Source organism: Aeromonas sp. R3-1 (assembly GCF_040908345.1).
Lineage (GTDB): Bacteria > Pseudomonadota > Gammaproteobacteria > Enterobacterales > Aeromonadaceae > Aeromonas > Aeromonas veronii.
Window position 1 is genome coordinate 25,600 of sequence record NZ_JBFODN010000273.1, and the last position, 26,699, is coordinate 52,298.

At 59.4% G+C, this 26,699-nt stretch carries 16 protein-coding genes and 1 pseudogene; 6 read left to right on the forward strand and 11 right to left on the reverse strand.

Going from position 1 to position 26,699, the window contains the following annotated elements; genetic code table 11:
- Window positions 1-1,177 precede the first annotated feature (1,177 nt).
- Window positions 1,178-1,804: a porin family protein gene (locus tag AB5Y85_RS19565; protein ID WP_257686491.1), complete on the forward strand. Its 627-nt coding sequence runs from the start codon at window positions 1,178-1,180 to the stop codon at window positions 1,802-1,804.
- Between the two features lie 87 nt (window positions 1,805-1,891).
- Here the strand turns inward: AB5Y85_RS19565 and AB5Y85_RS19570 are convergent, their stop codons facing one another.
- The 8 genes from AB5Y85_RS19570 to AB5Y85_RS19605 form a co-directional block, all read right to left on the reverse strand.
- Window positions 1,892-2,890 (reverse strand): sensor domain-containing diguanylate cyclase, encoded by a 999-nt coding sequence (locus AB5Y85_RS19570; RefSeq protein ID WP_257686490.1) that lies wholly within the window; start codon window positions 2,888-2,890, stop codon window positions 1,892-1,894.
- Window positions 2,891-3,157: 267 nt separating this feature from the next.
- Window positions 3,158-3,637, reverse strand: coding sequence for an N-acetyltransferase (locus AB5Y85_RS19575; protein WP_257686489.1), 480 nt, complete (start codon window positions 3,635-3,637; stop codon window positions 3,158-3,160).
- 553 nt (window positions 3,638-4,190) lie between these two features.
- Window positions 4,191-4,808 carry a hypothetical protein gene (locus AB5Y85_RS19580; RefSeq protein ID WP_257686488.1) on the reverse strand — a complete coding sequence of 206 codons (618 nt, stop codon included), beginning with the start codon at window positions 4,806-4,808 and terminating at the stop codon, window positions 4,191-4,193.
- A gap of 363 nt (window positions 4,809-5,171) precedes the next feature.
- The gene (gene recD, locus AB5Y85_RS19585; RefSeq protein ID WP_257686487.1) at window positions 5,172-7,235 is read right to left on the reverse strand and encodes an exodeoxyribonuclease V subunit alpha; all 2,064 of its coding nucleotides are present in this window, start codon (window positions 7,233-7,235) and stop codon (window positions 5,172-5,174) included.
- Window positions 7,232-10,840 (reverse strand): exodeoxyribonuclease V subunit beta, encoded by a 3,609-nt coding sequence (gene recB, locus AB5Y85_RS19590; protein WP_257686486.1) that lies wholly within the window; start codon window positions 10,838-10,840, stop codon window positions 7,232-7,234. The genes recD and recB overlap by 4 nt, the downstream gene beginning before the upstream one ends.
- Complete coding sequence (gene recC / locus AB5Y85_RS19595; RefSeq protein WP_257686485.1) at window positions 10,840-14,193, reverse strand: exodeoxyribonuclease V subunit gamma; 3,354 nt, start codon at window positions 14,191-14,193, stop codon at window positions 10,840-10,842. The genes recB and recC overlap by 1 nt, the downstream gene beginning before the upstream one ends.
- A 258-nt stretch (window positions 14,194-14,451) precedes the next feature.
- On the reverse strand, window positions 14,452-14,844 hold the full coding sequence (locus AB5Y85_RS19600; protein ID WP_005342720.1) for a DoxX family protein: 393 nt from the start codon (window positions 14,842-14,844) through the stop codon (window positions 14,452-14,454).
- Window positions 14,845-14,883: 39 nt separating this feature from the next.
- Entirely contained in the window at window positions 14,884-15,570 is a 687-nt protein-coding gene (locus AB5Y85_RS19605; protein ID WP_216952676.1) for a pirin family protein, read from the reverse strand.
- Window positions 15,571-15,946: 376 nt separating this feature from the next.
- On the opposite strand from AB5Y85_RS19605, the gene AB5Y85_RS19610 reads away from it, so the two are divergent.
- The gene (locus tag AB5Y85_RS19610) at window positions 15,947-16,861 is read left to right on the forward strand and encodes a LysR family transcriptional regulator (RefSeq protein WP_101531510.1); all 915 of its coding nucleotides are present in this window, start codon (window positions 15,947-15,949) and stop codon (window positions 16,859-16,861) included.
- Between the two features lie 99 nt (window positions 16,862-16,960).
- Window positions 16,961-17,380 carry a hypothetical protein gene (locus AB5Y85_RS19615; RefSeq protein WP_101531509.1) on the forward strand — a complete coding sequence of 140 codons (420 nt, stop codon included), beginning with the start codon at window positions 16,961-16,963 and terminating at the stop codon, window positions 17,378-17,380.
- A gap of 93 nt (window positions 17,381-17,473) precedes the next feature.
- On the opposite strand, the gene AB5Y85_RS19620 is transcribed toward AB5Y85_RS19615, so the two are convergent.
- Together AB5Y85_RS19620 and AB5Y85_RS19625 are read right to left on the reverse strand one after the other, a co-directional pair.
- Window positions 17,474-19,468 (reverse strand): methyl-accepting chemotaxis protein, encoded by a 1,995-nt coding sequence (locus tag AB5Y85_RS19620; protein WP_257686484.1) that lies wholly within the window; start codon window positions 19,466-19,468, stop codon window positions 17,474-17,476.
- A gap of 192 nt (window positions 19,469-19,660) precedes the next feature.
- Window positions 19,661-20,011: a hypothetical protein gene (locus AB5Y85_RS19625; protein WP_047435092.1), complete on the reverse strand. Its 351-nt coding sequence runs from the start codon at window positions 20,009-20,011 to the stop codon at window positions 19,661-19,663.
- 199 nt (window positions 20,012-20,210) lie between these two features.
- Here AB5Y85_RS19625 and AB5Y85_RS19630 point away from each other — a divergent pair, with 199 nt between their 5' ends.
- The 3 genes and pseudogenes from AB5Y85_RS19630 to AB5Y85_RS19640 all read left to right on the forward strand — a co-directional run bounded on the left by AB5Y85_RS19630 (window position 20,211) and on the right by AB5Y85_RS19640 (window position 23,857).
- Window positions 20,211-20,933 (forward strand): response regulator, encoded by a 723-nt coding sequence (locus AB5Y85_RS19630; protein ID WP_005342708.1) that lies wholly within the window; start codon window positions 20,211-20,213, stop codon window positions 20,931-20,933.
- A 3-nt stretch (window positions 20,934-20,936) separates the two neighbouring features.
- Window positions 20,937-22,328 (forward strand): ATP-binding protein, encoded by a 1,392-nt coding sequence (locus AB5Y85_RS19635; protein WP_101531507.1) that lies wholly within the window; start codon window positions 20,937-20,939, stop codon window positions 22,326-22,328.
- Between the two features lie 140 nt (window positions 22,329-22,468).
- A pseudogene (locus tag AB5Y85_RS19640) lies at window positions 22,469-23,857 on the forward strand (transporter substrate-binding domain-containing protein).
- Window positions 23,858-23,925: 68 nt separating this feature from the next.
- On the opposite strand, the gene AB5Y85_RS19645 reads toward AB5Y85_RS19640, so the two are convergent.
- Window positions 23,926-25,878, reverse strand: coding sequence for a ligand-gated channel protein (locus AB5Y85_RS19645; protein ID WP_257686483.1), 1,953 nt, complete (start codon window positions 25,876-25,878; stop codon window positions 23,926-23,928).
- Window positions 25,879-26,699 lie beyond the last annotated feature (821 nt).

A 26,699-nucleotide genomic window follows, 5' to 3' on the forward strand; every position in this document is an offset into this window, starting at 1 on the left:
CAGCCTAGAGAAAAAATCGCCTATAACGCCCATCAGGACAGACCAGTTGAACGATGAGGTCGCAAAATCTGACACCAGACAGTGCATATCTTTCAACCCGCAAACATTTTGCTAGTGCTGCATAGAACATCGCGCATAATCGAAACGTATCGAATTCAAGACCCTTCCTGGTTGAGAAATCGATTGTTTGCTTCCAAATTTTTATCTTTTAAACCGTAAGGTTTTTTCTCTTTCCTGGCATTGGGCGGCGCTGATAGCACCGCCCTTTTCTTTTCCCTGAATTCGCAGGTCAGGTCAAGGGCCCCGACAAGGGGAAGTATCACAGGCCACCCGCCGCCCACTGATGCGCCAGCCACCACGACCGTTCTGGCAAGGTATCCTAAACGGCCATCAATACCGTGTTATTGCCATGCAATATATTTAAATGGCTTGCTTGGAAAGCTTCATTAAATATAAAAACGAATATAATAAAGTTATTTAAAACTCCAAAAATCTATCTTTTAAATGGCTTGTGTATATAAGCAGACAAAATTAATCAGGCCGCACGACCCATATCTGCTTATCGCGCCTCATGCCCACCCCAACAACTGCTACCGGGTGAAGAGAAAAGCCACCCATAAGCGCCCATTCGCGTATCTGATGGGCAACATGGCCCACGTAAAAACAGCCTCAAAAGACCACCAAAACCCTCAATGGGAACAATCCCAAACCTCAAAAAGAGCAAAAAACAGGCAAAAAGATAGATTTTTTTCTCACGGTTTCACCTTGTGATGCGTTCAAAAAATCATCGAAAAGAACCTGATGCCAATCAGTGACATCTGAGATGCCAATTTTTAGACAGCTCATCATGGCCACGATAGAATGAAAATTAAATGCCGATACAAATCAATCATATAGAATCAAAAGCGAGCTCGTAGTCTGTCATTTGCCTCACCAGTTAATTATTTAAATCTCAATAAAGCTAAAACTCTAATAACACCATTTATTAAACAAAATGCCCCTACTTGCAGCCAGTCATATTTAGAAAAATGGGGAAATCACTCTCTTGTTATTCAGAAATGTGCTGACTATACTGCGGCCCCTCTGTGAAAGCAGAGCAATGATGGAAATATAAAAAGCTTCATGGATTGAGCAATATAAATCACACGCAGTTCACGCAACACAAGGTTATTTATCCATGAACAAGTTTAATAAAATTGCCGCTTTCTCCCTGCTTGCTCTGGCCATGAATGGCGGCGCCCATGCCGAAGGCTGGTATGCAGGTCTGGATCTGACTACCTCCAAGATGGATCTCGATGGTGCAGCCAAAGACGCCTATGACGCCAAGCTCATCGATGACCAACTCGACGGCGGCAGCCTGATCGTGGGTTACAGCTTCAAACCCTGGCTGGCGGTTGAAGGTGGCCTGCACGCCCAACAGATGGATCAGCTGACCTGGGTGACCTCCCCGATTGCAACCGGCTTTGCCGACACCACCATCGAAACCCGCAGCATCAGCCTGGCCGCCAAGCTGAGCCAGCCGCTGGCCTGGGGCTTCAGCGCCTATGCCAAACCGGGCATCGCCTACACCCGCACCGAAGTGGAGGTTGTCGGCAACGCCACCCTCCTCGGTTTCAGCGGTCAGGTAAACGAGAGCGCAACCAAGAGCAAGGTACACCCCAATCTGGAAGTAGGTCTGGACTACGCCTTCAACGACCACTTCTCTGCAGGTATCGGTTACGAGCGCCAGTTCAACGCCCTGAGCCTGGGTGACGAGCACTACTCTCTGGATACCTTCAAGCTGGGTCTGCGCTACCACTTCTAAGTCGCGCCGCGTCAGTAACAATGCAAAAGGGCCGCAGGTTTCAAACCTGCGGCCCTTTTTACTGCTCTTCTTTCCGTGCCCTGCGCGTTAGCAGATCTGGTCTTTACCCAGCTGCTTGGCCTGATAGAGCGCCCGATCGGCGCGCACCATCAGGCTCTCCTTCTGCTCATCCTGCTGATACTCCGCCAGCCCGAAGCTCATGGTAGCGGGCGCGTGGGGGCAGATGGGCTCGCTCACCATCAATGCCTGAAACTTGCTCGCCACCACCAGCGCATCCTCGCGGCCGGTGTTGGGCAACAACACCATAAACTCGTCACCGCCCCAACGGGCCAGCAGATCGATCTCGCGGATATGGCGGCGCACCAGCGCCACTATGTTGATCAGGGTCTGATCCCCGGCGTTGTGGCCATAGCTGTCGTTGATCTGCTTGAAGTTGTCCACATCCATGGCGATCACCGTAAACGGCTGATGGAAGCGGCGCGCCCGCTCGCACTCCAGCTGCAACGCCCGCTCCAGCCGATAGCGACTGGCGGCGCCGGTCAGAGCATCGGTCTCTGCCAGCAGACGGTTCTCCTCGGCTTTCTGTTGCAGCGCCTCGTTGAGTCGCACCAGCTCGGCGGTACGCTCGGCAACCTGCTGCTCCAGCGACTGATTGCGCCGCTCCAGCTGCTCCAGCAACAACTTGCTGGCGTGGATATCGCGATGGGCGCCGATCATCCGCGCCACAGAGCCATCGGGATTGCGCTCAATGATGCGGCCGCAATCCTCAATCCAGAGGTAACTGCCATCCCGGCAGCGGCAACGGTACTCGGCGCGATACTCATGGGCGCTGCCGCTCAGACAGAGATCGAACTTCGCCATCACCGCCGCCAGATCGTCGGGGTGGATCACGTTCTCCCAGGTGAAGACGGTATTGCCGAGGGAGTGAGGCTCGTAACCCAGCATCCGATACCAGCCCGGGTTGCGATAGACAAAACCGGTATTGGCATGCCAATCCCAAATGCCATCGCTGGTCACCTCCAGAATGCCATGCACCACGGCCTCGCTGACATCCGAGATCCTGATCGTGTCACTGTCCTGCACCATAGCAGTTATCCTTGTTCTTCCGCCCCGCGCCACCACGGGGAATCGCGCTGTTGTCGTGAGGCGCTACCTTGGCATATTGCAACAGATCTGTCAGCCAGAACCCCACCGAACCACCGCTTCCCCGGTTATCGGCCACTCACGGCGCAGGCTGAATCAGAGTGGCCATAAGTGTGGCTCAAGCGCGCCCCATTTACCGGATTTAACTCACGATTCAGTCATTTGGGGGATGGGAATAAATGAGGGGATACCCAGAGGCCATCACAGAGGTCACTCGGCCAAAGTCAGTCGATAAAAATCCGTCTCCTGATGTTTCGGATTGGGGCGTAGAAATACCCAGCCACAGCGCCGGTAATGATTCAAGGCCCGCACATTGGTGCGACTCACGGAGAGGATCGCCCATTTGCAGCCAGCCCCCAGCAACTGCTGGCGAATATAGGCCTGCAACACGGCAGCCAAACCGGTGCCACGATATTCGGGGAACAGATAAATCAGCTGCACATAACCGGTCTCGGGCTCATCGGAAAAGCTGCGAAACTCCAGCTGCCCCACTAGTTGTTCACCCGCCCAGACATGGAGGTAGTGCCATTGCGCTTGCCCCAGCCTTGCGCGGATCCGCTCCCGATAGCCGTCGATAAAGTCGGCAAAACCGTCATGGGTATGAAAGCTGCAAGAATAGGCATCCCTGCGTGCCTGCACACAGAGTTCGTAATCCCGATCCAGGTCGATGGTGTTAAATTCAAGTTTCAAGCAATGACATCCTGTCGTGTGTTGGTTCGATGTAGGGTGTAATAAGCGCAGCGCATTACACCTTTTGGCAGATAAATAGCAGCGGTGCAATTCACTTCGTTCTTTGCACCCTACCGGATTTCACGAAGCGGGCAAAATTGGCATTGTGCCAACCTGCGCCCCTCACCCTAACCCTCTCCCAGAGGGAGAGGGGATAAAGCGGCACCGGTAATATGATCGTCAGCCGTGTAGGTTCGATTAGCGAAGCGTAATCGGACTGCGGTAACGGCATTGCTCCCTTCTCCCATTTATTAGAAAAGGATGAGAAGGTCTGGGGATGAGGGAAAGGAAAAAGAGATTTCGCGGTAAACGTTGGGCTTCACTACGCTCAGCACCAACCTACACAATCGGTAGGTTGGTGCTGAGCCTGCGAAGCCCAACATACGAGACATAACATTAATGTTCACAGATTAAATTTACTTAGACATGATAAATATAAGTCGAACCAAGCGAACAATTTCAATTCCGAGTAAAAGAATAAGCCTATAATTTTCTTTCATGACTACCTCTCTATTTATTTGGCAAGATCTTTATCTGCACCGATTTCAATCGCTCTTTGTAATAGCAGGTTGAACGACTGTGTAGAAATTTCACTCTCTAACTTCTTCATAATTAAGTATGGATTTAATAAAAGAATGAAATTATATGGCCCGTATGCACCAGACCTCACATCAATAAAACCAAGTTCATGCAAAGTCTTCATATGCTTACGCCAAGTACTGACATTTCTTTCGCCTAGATACCCTGCTTCTACGGCATAACTAGCTTCATTTTCAATAATCAACATATTTTCATCCCACACCCTACACCACAGACCAAAATATGTCTTACCCGCAGGAACTGATTTCCCGGTATGTTTTTTTGCCAAGTCATCGATGATATTCATCATTATTGACATAGTTCTAGGAATAGATGAGTAACCATCATGAAGATTCCTCTGCCAAAGGATGTCCTCATCAAGATCCGGCCACATCTTTTCTCTCATCTTCATTACATTTCGATGGGCCTTACTCTTTTTTTTAGTCTTCTGAGCTTTTGTAAAACTCAATAACAGAGATGGATCTAATTTTAAAGCTGGCACAGTAGCTGTGGGTTGCAGTTCTGAAGATAAGTCAGCTTGTTTGTTCGTCATTTTAATTTCCTATGTTGCGCTCTTATTGTTGGGCTCAGAAGAGGCCACTTGAGTATGTGAAAGCAGCCTGAGCCTTCTAACAACTAAGATATTTCAAAAACACCTTCATTATCAATGACTTAGAATCTACCTTTCATGATTTACATACCCATAAATGCTTGAAACCATAACCGAGAAAGTTAACCCACCCCCAACTCATTTTTGAGTTGAAAATTTTGCCACAAACCAGCCATTTTAAATCAATAACTTAGAGACCATTTCTGTGCTCGCTGTGCTCAATGTGCTCAGCGTGCTCGGTGTGCTCGATGTGCTCACGGGGTATGGGGTAAATCTATGCAGGCTCCCACCTCATTTTTACAGTCCTCACTCCCCCAACCTCTCCGCCAATCCGGAATAACGCTCGGTCTTTTTCCGTACTGCCTGTGCCAGCAGGGCGCGATCACCGTAGAGATCGAGCTGCGCCTTGGCGCGGGTGATGCCGGTGTAGACCAGCTCACGGGTCAGCAGCGGGCTGGGGCTGTCGGGCAGCACCAGCACGGTATGGGCAAACTCCGAGCCCTGGGATTTGTGGATGGTCATGGCGTAGACCGTCTCGTGGGGTGGCAAGCGGCTGGGCAACAGGGCGCGCAGAGAGCCATCCGGCTGCTCGAACCAGACCTTGAGCCGCCCGCTTTCATCGGGCAGGCAGAGCCCCATATCGCCGTTGTAGAGGCCGACCCCGTGATCGTTGCGCACCACCATCACCGGGCGACCGGCATACCAGTCGCCATCGCGGGCAATCAGGCCTGCCCGTGACAGGGCCAGTTCCAGCCGCTCGTTTAACCCCTGCACCCCGAACGGGCCGTCGCGCAGGGCGCAGAGGATCTGGAAGCTGTTGAATGCCTTGAACACGGCGGCGGGCGCTTCCCCCGCGCGGGCCGCCTTCAGATAGCTGCCGTAACCGGCCACCCCCTGGGCAATCAGGGCATCGTAGGCCTCTCCCGCCCAGGGATGCAGGCTGATATCGGCAAAGCCCATGCCCCAGACTGATTCCACCGCCGCGGCATCGCCGCTGTTGCAGGCGCGCGCCAGCTGGCCGATGCCAGAGTGCTGATCAAAGCGCCAGCTCTTGGCCAGCAAGCAGAGGCTGTCGCGCACCGGGGCCCCCGCGGGCGTGCCCTGCAAGCGGTAGCCGGTCTGACGGGAGAGCCAGTCCGCCTGCGCCGGGCTGATGCCCTGTTCGATAAAGCTGCAGATATCGCCGAGCACGGCCCCCGCCTCCACCGAGGCGAGCTGATCCTTGTCGCCGAGCAGGATCAGGCGGGCGTGGCTTGGCAACGCATCGAGCAGGCGCGCCATCATCGGCAGGTCGACCATGGAGGCCTCATCCACCACCAGCAGGTCGAGGTGCAGCGGGTTGCCCGCGTGGTGGCGGAACTGGCTGCGCCCCGGAATGACCCCGAGCAGCCGGTGCAGGGTGCCCGCTTCGGTGGGGATCGCCTCGACCCACTCGGGGGGCAGATCGAGGGCCTGCAGGGCAGAGCCGATACTCTCGGTGAGGCGCGCCGCCGCCTTGCCGGTGGGGGCCACCAGCCGGATCGCCGGGGCCTTGCCCGCTTGCAGGCCGGTCTCCACCAGAATGGCGAGCAGTTTTGCCACAGTCGTGGTCTTGCCGGTGCCGGGGCCGCCGGAGATCACCGCAAAGGGGCGCGCCGCCGCGGTGGCCGCCGCCAGCTTCTGGCCGTTGCAGCAGAGCGCCTCGGGCACCAGCGCATCCAGCTTGCTCAAATCGCTCGCCGCCTGGGCGCTGGCCAGCAGCCCTTCGATAGCGGGCCAGTCCACCTCGTTCGGGAACACCAGATCCAGATACTTCTCGATAAAGTGGCGGGCCGAGAAGTCGGGGGCGAGGCGGGTCTTGAGCAGCGCCGCGAACACCAGCCCGTAGTCGCGGGCAAACAGCCGCGACAGAGCGGGAGCTATCTCCGGCCATTCGGCTCGCTCGCTCAAAGCGCGCAGATGGCGGGCCACCCCCAGTTCAAAATCGTGGTAGCGGGTGAGGTAGAGCCGCCCGTGCCACAGCCGCAGCGGCCAGCGCGGGGCGAGCCCCTCATCCTGCTCGGTTCCAACCAAGGGACTAGCCGCAAACAGAGCGGGCCAGCGGGAAGGATCCGCCAGATCCCCCAGCAGATCCCGGCTCTGCTGGGGATCCAGCCCGAACGGGCGCAGGGATCCGGCAGCGAGCATCTCCAGCGGCAAACAGACATGGCCGCGGCCCAGCTCGAAGCAGGTGAGCGCCGCCCCCAGCACCAGCTCGGGGCTGCCGCCAAGGTCGGCCACCAGCCGGGCAAATTGCAGATCCAGCTGGCGGATGCGGCCAGCCAGCGCCAGTGTTTTCAACCGTTCAACCATCATTGCGCTGGTCGCGGTGCTGATCATGGTGCCGCTCATGCCTCTACCTCGTTTAATGCTTGGGATCCCGCTGCTGGCAGCTCACTGCCTTCGCTAAACAACTTATCCAGCCCCAGCACCAGTTCACGGCTCGGGCGGGTATGGAAAATGCCCCCCTGCGGCATGCCGCGCAGGAACAGATAGAAAACGCCGCCAAAATGCTGCTCGAAGTCGTAGCCCAGCAGGCGCAAAGTGAGCAGCCGGTGCAGCGCCAGCGAGTAGAGCTGGTATTGCAGGTCGTAGCGGTGCTCGGCCATCGCCCGCTCCAGCGCCGGACGGCTGTAATCGGCGGGGCTCATGCCGAGGTGGTTGGATTTGTAGTCGAGCAGATACCAGCGCCCCTGCCACTCGAACACCAGATCGATAAAGCCCTTGAGCATCCCCTGCACGGTGGCAAAGCTGAGCGGCTTGTTGCCCCGCGACAGCGGGTCGTGCTGCTGGCAGAGGGCGGTCAGCGCCGGTGCCGTCACCCGCCCCATGGGCAGGAAGAACTCCAGCTCCACCTGTTTGCGCTCGGGCGCCAGATCCCGCAGCCGTACCGGCTCGCCAAAGCCTGTTTCCAGCGGGGTATCCAGCACAGCCTCCACCTGCTGTTGCAGCACCGGAGCCCAGCTTTCGTCGAAGCCGTCCTGAGCCAACAGGGTGGCGATATGCTCTGCCAGCGGCTCACCCGCAGCGCTCTGAAAATCGATGGTCTCGAACAGGCTGTGCAGCAGGGTGCCGGGGCGCGCCCCCTTCGGGAAGGTGAAGATGGAGGGCTGGGGTGCCTCCTCCGGTTGCTCGGCAGCCAATGCAGCCGCCTCGGTGACGACCTCGTCATCGAAGCCGGGATTGGCCAAGACACCCTTGCTGTGACCGTGACCCTGCGCTGCCAGCCCGGAGTAGGAGCTGATCCACCAGTCCCGTTCAAGGGTGCCGCTAAAGTGGCGCACCTGCGGCTCGCCCAACTGCTCCTCCTCTGGCGGCAGCGGGGCCGGGCGGGTGAGCGAGGGCTCACCGACGGCCACCCCGGGCAGCGCCTGTGCCAGCTCGGTCAAGGCGGTCGCCAGCGTCTGCGCATCCCCCTCCTCGCCCTTTTGCAGCAGGTAGCCGATGGCGGTGTGGTGCAGGTCGGTCTTCTCCGATTTGCCCGCCCCGGCCCGCACCGGCGCCAGCCCCAGCCAGGTGGCGTAGACGCCCCGGGTCAGCGCCACGTAGAGCAGCCGCAAATCTTCGGCAAGGCGCTCCCTGTCCGCTTCGGCGAGCGACGAGTCGGCGCCGGTCAGATCGAGAATGGTGCGATTGCCCGCCTCGTCCGCCTCGTGATAGAGCGGGGTCTCGGCGGTTCTGTGGCTGCAGATAAAGGGCAGGAACACCAGCGGATACTCCAGCCCCTTGGATTTGTGGATGGTGACGATCTGCACCAGCTTGCGCTCGGATTCGAGCCGCAGTACCTGCTCCGCATCCTGCCCGTTGGGGCGGCTCACCGCCTCCCCCAGCCAGCGCAGCAGGGCGTACTCCCCGTCCAGCTCGCTGCTCACCTGTTGCAGCAGCTCGCCGAGATGGAGGAAGTTGGTCAGCCGCCGCTCGCCATAGGGGCTCGCCAACAGCGAAGAGGCAAGATTGCGCCGGTGCAGCAGGGCCCGCAGCATCGCCAGCACGCCACGGCGATGCCAGATCTTGCGGTACTCCATAAACTCCTGCACCGCGCTCTCCCACGCCCGCTCGTCGCTGGCCAGCCCATCGAGCGCCTTGGCGTCGAGATCAAACAGCCCGGTGGCGAGCGCCGCCCGCAGGCTGCGCTCTTCGCTCGGGTTCTGGCAGGCGTGCAGGATTAGCAAGATCTCCCGCGCCTCCGTCTGCTCCAGCACGCTCTCGCGGTTCGACAGATAGACGGAGGCGATGGCGAGCCGCGCCAGCTCCTGCTGCACCAGCTTGCCCTCGGCGCCGGTGCGCACCAGCACGGCGATATCCCCGGCCTTCACCGCCTTGTCGCCGATCAATGCCTTGCCCTCGCGGGCCAGGGTCAGCAGGCGGTGGATCTCGGCGGCGGTGGCGCGGGCCATCTTGCTCTGGTAATCCCCCCGGTTGAAGGTGGGCTGGCCGGTCAGCTGCCAGCAGTGGAGCACCGGCGCGGTGGCACCATCGAGCAGCAGCGCCTTGCTCTTGCCCTGCGCCTCTACCGGCAGGAAGGGGATATCCGCTTCGTAGATAAAGGGATCCTTGGCCCGTTCGAACAGGCCATTGACCGCCCCCACCAGCGCACTGCTGGAGCGCCAGTTGCGCCCGAGGGTGTAGTGGGCGCTCACATTTCGCCGCGCCTGAATGTAGGTAAAGATGTCGGCGCCGCGAAAGCCGTAGATGGCCTGCTTGGGGTCACCGATCATCAACAGCGCCGTGTCGCTATGGCCGCCGTAGAGGCGATGGAAGATGCGGTACTGCTGGGGATCGGTATCCTGAAATTCGTCGATCATCGCCACCCGATAGGTGGCGCGAATGCGCTCGCAGAGCCTCTCGCCAAGGCTGGAGCCAAGCGCCCCATCGAGGTCTTTCAGCAGGTCATCGAACGAGAGCTGATGGGCTTGGCGCTTGCTGGCCTGCATCCGGCTGCGCACCACTTTGGCCGCCCGTTGCAGGATCAGATCCCGAATGCCGGGGCGGCTCGCCAGCAGCTGGTCGATCTGGCTGAACAGCGGCAGGGTCGGCACGGCGCCCCCCTTCTTGAGGTTCTCCTCCAGCACCGTCTGGCCGAAGCGCTCCAGCTCCTTGGGGATGGCGTAGCCACTGCTCTCGTCCTGCGCCCAGTCGGCTATCTTGGCAAGCCACCCTTCGTAGTTCTTGCCGGTGTAGCGGCTGATCTGGCCGTCTGTCTGGCGGCGGATCTCGTCCACCTGCGCCAGCCATTCACTCTTCACCGCCGCGATGCGGCTCATGGCCGCCTGATGGCGGGTGGCGAGGGTCTCGTCCCCCAGCGCGGGGTGGATCTCCAGCTCGCTGTTGTCGAGCCAGCTGCCCATCTCCCGCAGCAGGGCGGCGGGGCTTGGCCAGAGCGCGCGCACGGCGCTGGCGAGGGCTTTATCCACCGGATAGAACTCGGCTCGCCAGTAGTCGCTCACCGCCTGCAACCTGAGCTGGCTATCGTCGGTAAGAAATTCGGTTTCAAAGAGGGCGCCCGACTCGAAGGCGTTCTGCTTGAGCATCCGCTGGCAGAAGCCGTGGATGGTAAAGACCGCCGCCTCGTCCATCTGCCGCTCGGCAGCCAGCAGGCGACGGGCCGCCAGCTCGTGATCCGCCACCTCTGCCAACAGTTGGGCCAGCAGGGCATCATTGCTATGGCCGCGCATAAAGGCGAGGCGCGCCTCGTGGATGCGGCCACGGATCCGTCCGCGCAGCTCGGCGGTGGCCGCTTCGGTAAAGGTCACCACCAGAATTTCGGTCACCGAGAGCGGCCGCTCGTGGGCGCTCGGCTGACCAGAATCGGCCCCCTCTTCGATGAGCGGGCCGTGGCCCAGCAGCAGGCGCAGGTAGAGACCAGCGATGGTGTAGGTCTTGCCGGTACCGGCGGAGGCTTCGATCAGTCGTTCACCATGGAGGGGAAAACGCAATGTATTGAGCGGGTTAGCCATTATTTCAGCTCCTCCAGGGTCTTAAGCAGCGGGGTCAGGTGTTCGCGGGCCAGCGCCTGCAACTGCCCCAGCACCTCGTCATCGAGTTCGGGGAAGCAGCGGGCGACGTAAACGTCTTGCCCCTCCCCATTGATCATCCAGCCGCCGTTGAAACGGGTGAGAGCCGCCTTGTCGGCCGCCTCCGGCTTGTCGGGATCCTTCTCGATCGCCTTGAGCCAATCCCATGCGGTGTTGGGGAAGAACGGCAGCGGCCGCTTCATCCCCTGCGCCCAGCACGCCACCAGCGCCGCCAGCTTGGGGCGCGCCTCGTCGGCAGCAAGAGCAGGCAGTCGCAGACTCTGTTTGGCATCGAACAACAGGGTGTCGCCGGGGGCGCCACTCAATGAGAGGCAGAGGTGCTGGATCCAGCCCAGCAGCAGATCCTTGCCGTTGAAGCTGCCGGGTTTGACCACCAGCAAGCGCCCCTTCTGAGTGTCGATCCACCCTTGCAGCTGGCCCTGAGTGAGGGAGATATCGATCTCCACCGCCTGTTTTTCTGACTCATTGGCCGCAACCCATGGCCGCAGCCGATCCGCCAGCTTGCCCATCTCGGCATCCAGATCGTCCAGCAGCAGGCTGCCGAACCACCCTTGCGGCAGCAGGCCGGTGAGCTGCAACCGCTCGCGACGCTCGGTACTTTCACCTTCCGCCAGATGGGCATCGAGCAGCAGATCTTTCAGCTGATAATGTTGCAGGCCATCCAGCTCGAACGGCTCGCTGTCCTCGATGTTGGCTTCGTTCAGCTCAAACCACACCTTGAGGCGACGGTTGAGGAAATATTTGGTGGGCTGGCGATAGAAGCGCAGCAGCTCCGCCAGCTCCAGCCCCTGCTCCTTGCCCCATTCGGGCGGGAGAGGCAGCTCGCCGCTCTGGAAGTTGGCCGCGCCGCGCACCGGATTGAGAGCGGGCAGCCAGTCGGCGGCATAGGTAAAGAGGCGTGAACCCGCCGCCGGGTAGAAGTAGTCGCGACTGTAGGGGGTGAGCGGGTGCGCCACCATCAGGTGGTTAAGCAACCGCTTGCCGGAAGTTTCGTCGTCCAGATCCTCATCCCCCGCCAGCACAAAGCCCTGCCGCACATAGTCGATCAGCTCCGCCAGCAGCACCGACGGCACCTTGTCGCTGTTGTCCTGCGCGCTGAAGCCCTGATAGCTGATATAGAGCCCCTGCTGGGCGCTGAGCAGCGCCTCAAGGAAGAGGTAGCGGTCATCATCGCGACGGGAGCGATCCCCACGCCGGCCCGCCACCGCCATCAGGTCGAACCCCATGGGGGCCAGGGTGCGCGGGTAGACGCCGTCATTCATGCCGAGCAGACAGACCTGCTTGAAGGGGATGGAGCGCATCGGCATCAGGGTGCAGAAGTTGACCTGACCGGCGAGGAAGCGCTGGCTGGAGCGGGACTCTCCCAGCACGCTGCCGAGGTAGTCCTGCAACAGATCGGCGGTGATGGGCTGCTCGAAGCGGGCCTCGCCAAGCCGGGTCTGCCACTCGGCCAGTTGGCTGCGAATGAGCTGGAGCTGACGCTCTTCATCCTCGTCGGCCAGATAGAAGCGCTCCAGCAGCGCCAGCAGGCAGGCGTTCCAATCGGCCAGCGGCTGCGCCTGTTGCAGGCGGGGCAGGAATTCTGCCAGCGAATCGACAAACCAGGCGAGCTTGCCGAGTGCCAGCCCCTGCTGACCCTCGATGTCGGCGTAGGGCAAGATGCCCGCCACCGGCTCGCCATCCCCCATGGCGAAGCCGAGCAGCATGCGGCGCAGGCCGAACAGCCAGCTGTTGCCGGACATGGGCGGCAGATCGAAACGGACGGGGTAGCTGTCATCCAGCCCCCAGCGGATGCCGGTCTCCTGCACCCAGACCCGCAGCTGGTTGAACTCGTCGTCATCCAGCTCGAAGCGGCGCAGCACGGCGGGCACCTCGAGAATGGCGAGCAGCTCCCCCGCCCCGAAGCGGGCGTTGGGCAGCCTGAGCAGGGCGAGGAAGCTTTGCAGCAGCGGGCTCTCCTGACTCGCAGCCCGATCCGAGACCGCAAACGGGATCTGACCGCGCGCGCCAAACACCGCCTGAATATAGGGGCCGTAGCTGTTCACATCCGGCATCATCACCACCACGTCTTTCGGGGTGAGGGACGGGTCCTGCTCGAACAGCGCCAGCAGCCGGTCGTGCAGCACCTCCAGCTCCCGCATCGGGCCGTGGCAGGCGTGGATCTGCAAGGATCCATCCGCCGGGCTGATGGGGCTCTTGTGGTGGCTGCTGTCGAGATCGAACTGACCGGCGCCCCGTTCGGCCAGCTCCAGCACATCCTTCTGGATGGCGCGCAGCAGGCTGACATTGCCTTTGCCATCCACCTCGTCGATATCGACGAAGGCCTCGATTTGCGGCACCTCCAGCTCCATCAGCTGGTGCAGGTAGTCGCGCCCCAGCTTGCCCATGGAGGCGAGCAGCGGGTTGGCGGGGCCCTGCAATGTCTCGATATCGGTGCCGGGTTTGAGCTTGTTTTCGAGGCGCGCCAAGGTCTTGCGATCCAGCAGATCCCCCCAGTAGTAGCGGCAGGGGTTGGTGACGAACAGATGTACCTCCACCTCCGGTCGGCTACCGAGGGCCAGCAGCGCCTCCACATAGCGCGGCGGCAGCGCCGAGATGCCAAACACGAAGACCCGCTGCGGCAGCTTGCCCGGCAGATCGGCGGTACGCGCCAGCTCGTGGATAAACTCCTCGTAGAGGTTGGCACGGTGGTAACCGCTCGGAGAGAGCGCCAGGGTGCGAGCCACCAGCTCGCGCCACAGCTCCGGCTGCCAGTCCTGACCGCTCACCCCGGCCAGCTCCTGACTCAATCCTTCCCCCTCTTCCCAGCGGGCGATCCAGTCCGGCCGGTAGACCAGATACTGGTCAAAGAGATCCGCCACCTTCTGGCAGAGCTGCCACAACCGCACCTGCTCGGGATCCTGGGCAGGATCCACCTCATCTCCCCCGCCCAGATAGGCGGCGAGCGGGGCAAAGGCGGGGCGCTCCAGCAAGGCGGGCAGAATGGTCATCAGCTGCCAGCTCATGGAACCCTTGTTGTAGGGACTCTGACGCGGCACATCCGCCAGCACCCGGGTGAACATCTCCCAGATAAAGCTGGCGGGCAGCGGAAAGTCGATATTGGCAGCGATGCCGAACGCTTTGGCCAGCGCCAGCTTGAGCCACTGGGCCATGCCCGGGCTCTGCACCAGGATCTGCTCCCGATCGAAGGGGTGAGAGAGAGGGGCCTGCCGGATGCGGCTCACCAGCAGTTCTTTGAGCAGATCCAGCTGATTGGAGTGGTAGAGGGTAAACATGAGCAATTCCCGCCTGTGGATGAGAGGGGGCGAGGGAAAAGGCGAGCCATTTCCGTCACTTCACAAGAGTGAGAATTGTCGGGGATCGAGGGGGAAGATGCAAAAGGCTCTTGTGGCCAGCAGGCGGGTAAACCGCCGAACCATGAGGGGCGCCGCAGATTTGACGCGCCGCCTCACCTATCCGGAAAACGCAGACAGAAAAAAGCCGGTGCAGTTGCACCGGCCAAAAAGCATTGGAAAACTTGACTCTTCAGGGCATTACCAGTTTTTGCCGAGACGGGCATCCAGACTGAAAGCCCCTGCTCCGGCCGCCGCCAGCGCCAGGAAACCACCGGCAACGGAGACGTTCTTCATAAACATCAGCATCTGCATCTGTTCTGCAGGCTGATAATGGAAAATAAAGGCAGCCATCAGGGTGAAACCGGCCAGCAGCACGGAGAGGCTGCGGGTAAAGAGACCCAGCACGACGGCAAGGCCACCACCCAGCTCAAGCAGGATCACCAGCGGCAACATAAAGCCCGGCACACCCATCGCTTCCATATAGCCCTGAGTACCGGCATAGCCGCCGATCTTGCTCCAGCCCGCCATTACGAACATCAGCGCCAGCAGTACACGACCCGCCAGCAGCGCTACATCTTTCATCTTGTCCATTTCATATTCCTCGTTTGTGTCACATCACCGCTGACTGCTTCAGGGTAGGTCAAATAACAGGGCTTGGCTGGCACTGGTCGCAACCAGCTCCCACCGGTATTCATCACGACTGAGTACCCCGTCGCCGGGTCGGGCAGCCAGACCGTTGGCGGCAAGCGTACCTGAAATCATCTGCAGGTAACCGTGTCGGCCAGCCAGTGCCCATTCGAGCGTCTCGCCCGGGGCCAGTTCCAGCCGCCATACGCGGGCCTGTTGGCGGATCCGCAGCGATCCCGCCTCGCCATCCGGTGACGCTACCAGCGTCATGCCCGGTCTGGACTCGATCTTCTTCTGCTGATACCCGGGTGGCGTGCCGAACTCGTTCGGCTCGATCCAGATCTGCAACAGGGAGAGGGGTTCCGTCTGCGAGGGGTTGTACTCGCTGTGGCGGATCCCGCTACCTGCACTCATCAGCTGGAAATCCCCTGCCGGGATCTGCTCGGCATGGCCGAGGCTGTCCTTGTGCTCTATGGTGCCTTGCAGCACGCAGGTGAGGATCTCCATATTGGCGTGAGGGTGGGTGGCGAATCCGCCACCCGGCGCAACCAGATCCTGATTGATCACCCGCAGTACCGAGTGTCCCATCCACTCCGGGTCATAGTAGTGACCGAAGGAGAAACTGTGGCGCGCGTCCAGCCAGCCAAAGTTGGCCTTGCCCCGCGCTTCTGCGGCTCTCAATTGCATCATGGTCTGCTCCTCATCTACCGGGACGGTTGATTAACGCTGTTTGCCGCTACCGATACCGAACGGAATACGGTATTCGCTGCTCTGGTCAGCCAGGCTGACGGTAACTGTGCCTTGAGTACGCAGCGGCATACGAATTTGTTCGCGTGCCAGTCAGCTCGGTCAGAATCAATGCATCCATACAAGAGATCATTCAAATAGTGTGTTGTTCTTTCACCGACATCATACAAACCGATTTGGTCTGTCACAGTGCGGAACTACCCGCATATTTGGCCGCTCGACGTTCCTGCCTAAGCGTTGATTGAATATTAAAGTGACATGACCTAACTTGTTAGCGAGATAAACTGGCAAACATATTCAAAAAAATTGAAGGTGAGGAATGGCCAAGGAATCGAACAAGGAGCGGGCGCTGACCCTGGAAGCGATCCGGGTACTGGATGCCATCGACCGCCGTGGCAGCTTCGCGGCGGCGGCCGACGAGCTAGGCAAGGTGCCCTCGGCATTGAGCTATACGGTGCAGAAGCTGGAAGACGAACTGGATGCCATGCTGTTTGACCGCAGCGGCCACCGCACCAAGTTCACCCCGGCGGGACGCATGCTGCTGGAGCGCGGCCGGGTGCTGCTGGAGGCAGCCGAGCATCTGGTGGGAGAGACCCGGGCATTGGCCCGTGGCTGGGAGACCGACATCACAGTCGCCGTCGATGCGCTGGTCCCGGTGCAGGCCCTCTACCCCTTGGTGGAGAAGCTGGCCGAGCAGACCGATACCCGACTGCGGCTGCGGGCCGAGGTGCTGGCGGGTAGCTGGGAGTGTCTGGAAGATGGTCGCGCCGACCTGCTGATCTCCTCCATCAACCCGGACATCATGATGACCGGCATCAAGCATCAGGTGATCAAGGACGAGGTGATGCTCTACGTCGCCCATCCCGATCATCCGCTGCATCAGGAGCCGGAGCCTCTGGCTGACGAGACTCTGCGCCGCTACCGCGCTATCGCGGTCGCCGATACCGCCCTTCGCAAACCGGTGCTCACCTACCGCCTGCTCGACAAGCAGCCGCGCCTCACCGTCAGCACCATGGCGGAAAAGCGCGACGCCCTGCTGGCCGGGCTCGGCATCGGCACCATGCCGCAGAGCTGGATTGAGGAGGACATCCGGGCCGGTCGGCTCAAGGTGATTAGCCCCGAGTACCGCCATCAGCTGCAGGTGGTGCTGGCCTGGCGGCGAGACACCATGGGCAAAGCCAAAAGCTGGCTGGTGCGGGAGATACCAAAACTATTTGCGGCTGGTGAAAAATGAGACACAGTTAACAGACCTCTCAATAGCTGCCTCACTTGACACCCAGCTCTTTTATTGGTTCCATAGCCGCCTCATTTGAACCAATGGAATCTGTAAAAAATGAAAAAGAGTTTGCTGGTTGCCCTCACCACCCTGCCCCTGTTTGCCAATGCTGGCCTGATGGACTCGCTGACCGACAGCGTCACCAGCAGCGTCAAGGATGCAGCTAATACCGCCGTATCCGGTGCAGTGGACAGCGCATCCAACGAAGCCATCAAGAAGGCACTGGATATCAAGGAAGGCGGCTCCAACAAGCAGGCTATTAAAGAGAAGCTGGGTGCTCCTGCCACCACCAAGACCGAATCCGGTCTGGAAGTGTGGACTTATGATCTGGATGCCCTGAAGAAGGCCTCTCCGCTGCTGGCAGAAACCACCAAAACCCTGCTGAAAGATACCGACGCAGCCAAGAAGAACGTCGTTATCAAGTTCGAAGGTGATACCGTCAAGAAAGTAGACCTGACCGACAAGGCTCAGGGCTAAGTTCGATCGTCCGGTGGAGTGGGCTGCACGCCCGTATCGGCACAGATAGCAAGAGGGGGAGCACCGGGCTCCCCCTCTTTCATTATCGGTTTGTTACACCTTGAAGCGATGTACCAACGCCACCAGCTGGCGATTGGACTCCAGCAGGGTGGCCGAACTCTGTTCGGTATTCTGACCGTTATCCACCAGCAGATTGACCATGTCGCGGATGGTGACCATGTTGCGGTTGATCTCTTCGGTCACCCGGCTCTGCTCCTCTGCCGCAGTCGCAATCTGGGTACCCAGATCGTTTATTTGCACCACGGCATCCGCCATCTTGTCGAGCCCGCCTGTCACCTGCTCGGTATTCTCGGTCGCCGCCTGACAGCTCTGCTTGGTGTGCTCCATGGCCACCACGGCTTCGGCCACCCCCTGCGTCAACCGGGAGAGCATGCTCCCCACCTCGGCAGTGCTATTCTGGGTTCTCGCCGCCAGTGCGCGCACCTCATCAGCAACCACGGCAAAACCGCGCCCCTGCTCACCGGCCCGCGCCGCCTCGATGGCCGCGTTGAGTGCCAATAGGTTGGTCTGGGCAGCAATATCGCCGATCACGCTGAGTACACTGCTGATCTGGCGAGCATCTTCCTGCATCCCCAATACCTTGGTCGCAGCAAGATCCACTTCATCGATCAGCGCCGCCACACTGGCAGAGGCCTGACCCACTACCTGACGGGACTGAATCGCCTGACCATTTGCAGACTCGGTAAAGCTGGCGGAATCGCTCGCGTGGTGCGCCACATTGTCGGCAGTGGAGCTGAGCTCGGTCAGGGCTGTCACTATCTGATCGGTCTCGGCGGCATGCTCACCGAGAATGCGTCTGGCCTGCCCCGTCTGCTGATCCAGCTGGGCCAATTCACGGGTAATCAGCTCTGTGGTCTCGGTCACCTGCAACATCATCTGCTGCAGATAGGCGATAAAGCGGTTCACCGATTGAGCGATATGGTCCAGCTCATCGTGCCCCTTGACCCGGATCCGGGCAGTCAGATCAGCATCTCCGGCCGAGAGCGCATCGATGTTCTGCTTGAGGGTGTCGAGTCGACTGCCCAGCTGATTGATGGCCATCAACATCAGCGCAAACAGCAGCACCACTAGCGGTAGCTGGATCGCTGCCAGCGTCTTGAGCACCTCCTGACTGTCGTGGGTCAGGGTGCTGGTCGGCAGCGCCGCCGCCAACAGCCAGGGGGTTCCTTCGATGGGTTGCATCAGCAATGTCTGCTCTTCACCCAGATCCTGAAAGGTAGTGCGCTGCAACGCGGCGCCATTACCCGGCCCCAGCAGGCTGGCGATGGCGCTGGCAAAGGGATAGTCCCCGTGAGATGAGAGGTTGCCCAGCACCACATCCCCGCTCAAACGACCATTCTTGCTGAGGATCTTGCCGTCGGCCTCGACGATCATCACCTGACCACCGACCTCCTGCTCTTTTTTGGCGACCAGATCATTGAAGAAACCCAGCGTCACATCGATGGTGGACACCCCGTAAAGGGAACCGTCACGATAGATCCCCATGGCACAGTTGGTGCGCGGCTGTTGGCTGGCACCATCCTTGTAAGCCGCCGCCCAGACACACATGCCTTTCTCCGCCTGCTGCCCGGCTCTGTGCCAGGGCTGCTCGAAATAGTTGGGCGCCTCGGCCGAGTTCCAGTAGGTGTTGGGGATCAGCTTGTTGGCATCATCCCGATGAAAGAAGGTACTGAACTTGATGCGACCGACTTCCCGCTGATCCGGCATCGGCCAGATGCCGCCACCAAACACCATCGCATTGCCATATTGATCGATCAGAGCAGGGAGAACGGCATCGATTTGCTCGCTCGGCAGTTGGGCCACCAGCTGAGTGATACTGCGTGACTGGCTCTGCACCCCGTTGAGCTGATCGCGAATGTCGGTCGCAATCTCGCTGACCCGCAGCACCAGATTCTGCTCACCCGCCCGTTGCAGCTCGGGTTTGACCCATAACTGGATGCCGATTACGGTCAGCACACAGACCGCCACCATGAATCCCAGAAAAACGGCGGTATATCGCCCCTTGATTGTCCCCAGATCCCAACCCATACCCTCTCCTGTTTTCGGCCACTGCTAACTGCAGCTTGTTATATGAGCGGGCATTATCTTGCAATTCGCTCACGGCGCGTTTGCCATCGCTCACATAAGCGACAGCAAGATAAGGATTCGAGCGAAAATGGATCGATACGATCACAAAAAGGGTGGCCTCGGCCACCCTTGGGTTGATAACAGCTGGAGCTGTTACTGGTTCGCTTCGGCGAACTGCTTCATCGCTTCGGCGTGCTTGGTCATAGCGGCGGCACGCTCGTTGAGCTTCTTGATGAACTCCGCCTTCTTGGCAGGATCCTCGATGCGATCATAACGTTGCTGCAAGTTGGCCTGGATCTGCTCCGGGGTCATGTTCTGCATACGAGCCATCTTGTCGTGGCGACCACCGTGGTGTTTACCACCCATCATGCCACCACCGTCCATCGGGCAATCCACCATGGCGCCGGGCTGGCCGGTGGGGGCTGCTTCGCTGGCTGCATAGGCGCCCAGCGGCAGGCCAAGGATCAGGGTGGCGGTCAGCAGGGTTTTGGTCAGCTTTTTCATGGTCTATCTCCTGTAGGGATGATTCTGGTTCGGCGCTCTTGCCTTGCCCTCAAGTAAACACCCTATCGGTGTCTGAACTTTGCCAGCATCGCCCTTTTTTGTAGCAGAGTGTGGCATCGTGCGGATCTGGCACACTTTGACACAAACCGCCGGGCGGATTTTCGTATACTCGTGCCAACGCCAAGCAGGGGAGGTATTCATGAACCAGGGCAACACCCACATTCTGGTGGTCGACGACCACAGCGAGATCCGCGATCTCTTGAAACGCTTTCTGGAACAGCACGGCCTGCGGGTCAGCTGCGCCCGGGATGGCAAGGAGATGAAGCGACTGCTGGAGGAGCGGGAGTTCGACCTGCTGGTGCTGGATCTGATGATGCCGGGTGAAGATGGTCTGACCCTCTGCCGCGAGCTGCGGGTCAAATCGAACCTGCCCATCATCATGCTCACTGCCATGGGGGAAGAGACCGACCGCATCATCGGATTGGAGATGGGGGCCGATGACTATCTGGCCAAGCCCTTCAACCCGCGCGAGCTGCTGGCGCGCATCAAGGCGGTGATGCGCCGCACCCAGGCCGAGACCCAGCCCGCCGCCGAAACCCTGACCCGGGATCTGCGCTTCGATCGCTGGTTGCTCGACGTCAATCGCCGGGAGCTGGTCGATGAGGATGGGGTGGGCCTGAGCCTCTCCACCGCCGAATTCGATCTGCTCAAGGTGTTTCTCGAGCGACCGCAGCGAGTGCTGAGCCGGGATCAACTGCTGGACCTGGCCCGTGGCCGCGAGGCGGTAGCCTTTGATCGCGCCATCGATACTCTGGTGAGTCGACTGCGCCGCAAGCTGGAGCGGGATCCCAAGAATCCGGAGCTGATCAAGACCATCTGGGGTGGCGGCTATATGTTCTCCGCCGACGTGACGCAGGCATAAGCGGTGACCTTTTTGAAACGACTGTGGGCAAAAATATGGCCCAAGGGGCTGACAGGCCAGATCATTCTGGTGGCGCTGGCAGGGCTGATCCTGATCCAGCTGCTCAGTATCCAGATCTACCGCTCGGATCGGGAGGAGGCGCTTGGCTTCGTCAACAGCCGCAACGCCATGCAGCGGATCATCTCGGTGGTCAGGCTGCTCTCTCTATCACCCCCATCTCTCTATGACGAGATCCTCAAGGCGAGCCGCAGCGAAACCCTGCTGCTGCGCCTCTCTGACGAGCCGCTGCAACCGGATAACCGCAGCCCCCGCTTCGAGCAGCTGGTGCGCTCGCGCCTCAACTATCCCCCCGGCCTCACCGTCGAGATCAGTGCCGAACTGAAGGAGGATACCCAGCGCAGCAAGGCGTGGGAACATCATGCCCGCATGATGCGGGATCGCAAGGGACCGCCCCCGCCGCGGGATATGCGGCTCTACGGCTCCATCGAACTGCCGCAGGGGGGCTGGCTGCAGTTCAGCTCGCTGGTCGACAAGGAGGCTGGCAGCTGGTCGTGGCAGACCACCCTCAACCTGATGCTGGTCGCCAGTCTGGTGATCGGGCTGATGGTGCTGCTGTTTCGTCGTGCCACCCGCCCGCTCAAGCAGCTGGCAGGCAATGCGGAGCGGCTAGGACGGGGCGAGGATATCGAGCCCTTGAAAGAGGAGGGGCCGACCGAGATCCGCGAATCGATTCAGGCATTCAACCGGATGCACACCCGGCTCGACCGCTTCGTGCAGGACAGAACCCGGATGCTGGCGGCCATCTCCCACGACCTGCGCACCCCCATCACCAGCCTGCGGCTACGCACCGAGTTTCTGGCCGATGGCGAGGACAAGGAGCGCATCCAGCAGACCCTGCAACAGATGGAGCAGATGCTGGCGGCCACCCTCAGCTTTGCCCGCGAGGAGGGGCAGCAGGAGGCCACTCGCGAGCTGGATCTGGTCAGCCTGCTGGTCAGCCTGTGCGATGACTATGCCGATACCGGCCAGCCGGTCACCTGTCTGGCGGAGGGCAAAGAGGTCTACGCCTGCCGGGCCAACACCCTGCGCCGGGTGCTGCAGAACCTGATCGGCAACGCCATCAAATATGCCGGCAGCGCCGAAGTGTCGCTGGAGCGGCGCAAGGAGGAGCTGTTGATCCGGGTCTGCGATAACGGGCCGGGGATCGATCCGGCGCGGCTCGAGGATGTGTTCAAGCCGTTCGTGCGGCTCGATGAAGCGCGCAACACCGAGTCCGGCAGCGTGGGGCTCGGGCTCTCAATTGCCCGCACTCTGGTGCATCAGCACGGCGGCGAGTTGACCCTGCTCAATCGGCCACAGGGGGGACTGGAGGCGCGGATCAGCCTGCCGCTGTAAGTAGTTACTCTATCCGCCAGCCTTGTCATGGCGCCATTTGCATCATGCAAACTTCATCATTTGAGCGCTTGTTCTTCGATCAGAAAGACGGTGATAATCGGTGACCACGGGACGGTATACGGCAACGGATTGGAGCAAGGATGGCCTCTTCCAGGACAGGAGTCATAGTCAGTATCGGGTGGGGGCTCCTGCTGCTCTCCCTTGCCCTGCCTGCCTGGGCCAAAGCCCCGGAAGAGCCGCTCATCATTACCAACTCCAAAGCCTGGCAGCCCTTCTCCTATATCAATGAGTCGGGCCAGCCGGATGGCCTGCTGATCGATTTGTGGCGTGAATATGCCCGGGTCACCGGCCAGAAGATCGAGTTCAGGCTGGTCGACTGGCAAGGCTCCCTCGACCTGCTCCATGAGGGGAAAGCGGACGTTCACGCCGGACTGCTCTGGTCACCGGAGCGGGACAAACTGTTCGACTATGGCCGGCCTCTCGCCCAGCTCGACTCCCAACTCTTCTTCTCGAGCGAACTGCGCGGCACCGATGTACATTACTACCTGCTCCATGAAACGGTCGGTGTGGTAGCCGGTGGCTACGAGGAGTATTACGCCAGACGCTACTTCCCCGGCACCAGACTGCAGACCTTCGACGACAATGACACCCTGCTGGCGGCGGCCTTTCGGGGCGACATAAAGGCCTTTATCGCCGATCTGCAGGTCGCCAACTTCTACATCTATACCTCGGACGATCCCACCCGCTTTATTCCGGTTCGCCACCTCTATACCGACCAGATCCGCTTTGCGGTGAAATAAGGCGACCTTGCCCTGTTAAACCGACTGGAAGAGGGCTTCGCCAAGCTCAAAGAGAGCGATCGGGAGCGGATCATCCGCAAATGGATGCATGTCGAAACCGTCTACCCTATCCATCTCGGTCCCTGGCTACTGTTTGCCGGAGTGTTAATCATGGTGGCCTATATAGTGCAACTGCGTCGCGCTGTTGCCAGCCGCACCACCGAGTTGAGCCGCGCCAACGCCAGACTGGAGAAACAAGCCAGTACCGACCCCCTGACCGGCCTGCTCAACCGACGGGCATTCATGCCCGCCATGGAGCAACGACTGGCAAGCGGGGAGCCCTGTGCTCTACTGCTGTTCGATGTGGATCACTTCAAGGAGACCAATGACCGCTTTGGTCATGGCATCGGGGATCTGTTGCTGGAAAAGCTGGCCACTACTGTGAGCAACCTGTTGCCCGAAGAGGCTCTGCTGGCTCGCATCGGCGGCGAAGAGTTTTGCCTGCTGCTGCCGCTGGCCACATTGGCCGAGACAGAACAATGGGCAGAGCGCATTTGCCTGGAGAGCAACCGGCAGACCCTGCACACCAGCAGCGGCGAAGTGACCCTCTCCATCAGCACCGGGGCAGTCTGGGTAGCCGCAGAGAGAGAGGCTGATGCCGACCAACTACTACGGCAGGCTGACGCCCTCATGTATCAGGCCAAGGGACTGGGGCGCAATACCTGGCAAGCCGCCCCCTATCAGGCATAGCCCCCCTGACGGACACGCAATAAAAACGGCCGCCATCGGAAGATGGCGGCCGCATGACAGGTTCCCTATCAGAAGTTGTAGGTCACGCCCAGGTTGTAGCGGCGACCATCCAGCACAGTGCCATAGCTGCTGTAATCCACCGTCTTGTCGAACAGGTTGTAGACCCCGGCGGTCAGATCCAGATGCTTGTTGGCCTTGTAGACCAGGCCCATGTCAAAGAAGGTGTAGGAAGGAGTCCCCTCCGCCATCTTGACCCGGCTCAGGTACTCGGAGGTCTCGCCACGGAAGTTTACCCGTGACCAAAGGCTGAGATCCTCGGTGGTTTGCCAGTCAACACTGCCGTTGAACATGTGACGAGGCATCTGGTTGAGGGCATGACCCGCCAGTGGACCACTCTTCTGCTCGGACTGGGTAAAGGTGTAGCTGGAGCTGACCGACCAATCCTCATTGATGGCCCAATCCATCATCCCCTCGACACCGCGCATGTTCGCCTTGTCGACGTTGACCCGATCACTTATGAAGTCATAACTGTACCCATTGAGGGTACAGGCGGGATCACTCTTGCTGGTGCAGCGACGCACTTCGGAGATCTTGTTCTTGAAGTCGGTGTTGAACAGGGTAACACCGGCGTTAAAGCCCTGATGACCGTTCCACAGCAGGCCGATCTCTTCACTCACGCTAGTCTCGGGTTTGAGATCAGGGTTACCGACCAGCATGCCATCCAGGCTGCCACCACCGGTGACCTGGCCCCAGTTGGCCGCCGACATCCGCAAGTCAGGGGAGCGGTAACCGGTTGATACGCCCCCTTTCAGGGTCCAACTGTCATCCAGATGCCAGACGCCGTAGAGGCGCGGGCTCCAGTGAGAACCGTAGTTCTGGTCTCGATCCATGCGTGCGCCCCCTGTCAGGGCAAAACTGTCAGTGAGTGACCACTCATCCTCGACAAACATCGCCCAACTCCAGCGGGTCAGCTGCTCGGCAGGGTTGGCGACTTTCAGGTTATTGCCCTGGTCGTGCAGATCCTCATAGCGATACTGACCACCGACACTCAGGTAGTGATCCCCCAGAATAAACTGGGTATGGGTATCGGCGATGGTGTTGGTAAGCTCCATCTTACGAGCGGGGTTGCTGTTGGTCTCCTGCTGCAGATAGCTGCTGGAAGAGCCGAAATCATACTGGCCATCATGAGTCAGCGCATAGTTGGTGCGCTCGTAGCGATAAAGGTTATCTTTCGCCTTGGCAGCCAGTGAATTGCCGGCCGTGCGATTCCGATCCTGTAGGCTGCGACTGGCTTCCAGATCGAAGCGGTTATGGTCATCAGGCTTGAAGCTGAGCACCGCCGTGCCACTGCGAGTCTCCTGCTCGGCAAAACCCTGGATAAATTTGTCTTCACCACGATGTGCGAGCTGACCATTGAAACGCAGCCCCAACACGCCATCGATCAGTGAACCTGCGGTATAGGCATCGGTCTGGAAACTGTTGCCAGCATCCTTGTTCTCCTGGAAGGTAGAATCAGCATGAACCGAGCCCTGCCAAGCCAGACCGGTGGTCTTGCGGGTAATCACGTTAATCACGCCCCCCATGGCATCTGAACCATAACGGGATGACATGGGGCCACGGACGACCTCAATTCGCTCGATCGCCTGCAGTGGCGGCAGCCAGCCCTGTTCGATACCCGGACCATCGCTGTTCGGGCGAGTGCCACGGCTATCCACCTTCTTGCCATCAACCAGCATCAGGGTGTATTTCGAACCCATACCGCGAATGCTGATATCACTGCTGCTGCCACCGCCAGTCACCACAACACCGGGAACATCCTTCAGGGCATCGGTCACATCGCGATATGCCCGTTTTTCCAGCTGCTCACGGGTAATCACGGAGATGGAGGCTGCAGAATCCTCGATTTTTTGCTGAAAACCCGAGGCGGTAACAACCATCACTTCTTGTTTGGCAGCGTGGGCTTGGGTAGCAAGAAGGGAGCAGACCAGCAAGGCAAGCTTGTTCGGTTTCACTGTTGTCATGTTTTAGCCTGAACATTTTTAGTAGGAAGGTGACGTATTCCCTTACTTCACTTATTACAACGCCCTGGCATCCGGCCGCGCGCAGTATTAGAAAAGGCTCATTTGAAAAGCACTTTATTAATCAGCCCGCATTGTAACGACCCAGCCCCGATCTTTCAAACAATAATCATTATCATTTAATCCATGTAGTATTCCTGCCGCAGAACAGCTCACTCTTGATAAGGGACTGTTTTAATGGAATAAATCCATAAACAAACTAGAGGATTACACAAACAAGCGGAAGCGATGACGTACAGTCGCAAGATGGGATGTGCTGCGATACAGAGGTGGAAACAGTGGCAAGAACGCCAATAGGGGAAGGTATTGGCATCGTGGTGGGATGCCGGCAGCTTACCAGCAGGCTAAAAACACCAAAGCTAGGTCATGAAGCTTAATGCAAGTCAGTTAAGAGAATTTGAGTCCCAACCCGCGTGGTATAAGGGCTAACGAGTGAGGGAGGCATGATGCCTCCCTCTTTTTATTGCATGCCAGTCAGGGCAAGGGTTGGAGCCAAATTGACTCTTTAATCATGGAGCTACCTTTGATATTCAACATCTCGAATATTTAGTCATAAAAGTGCTTAATTGACTGGCATTAGGTCATGAAGCCGGGCTTTTGTATTCGTTCTGGTATGCAAACCTGTGGGTCTTATGGACAAAACCGCCCATAGCAAAAAGGCCTTCCCAATCGGGAAGGCCTTCAAATTAGTGGCGGAGCGGACGGGACTCGAACCCGCGACCCCCGGCGTGACAGGCCGGTATTCTAACCGACTGAACTACCGC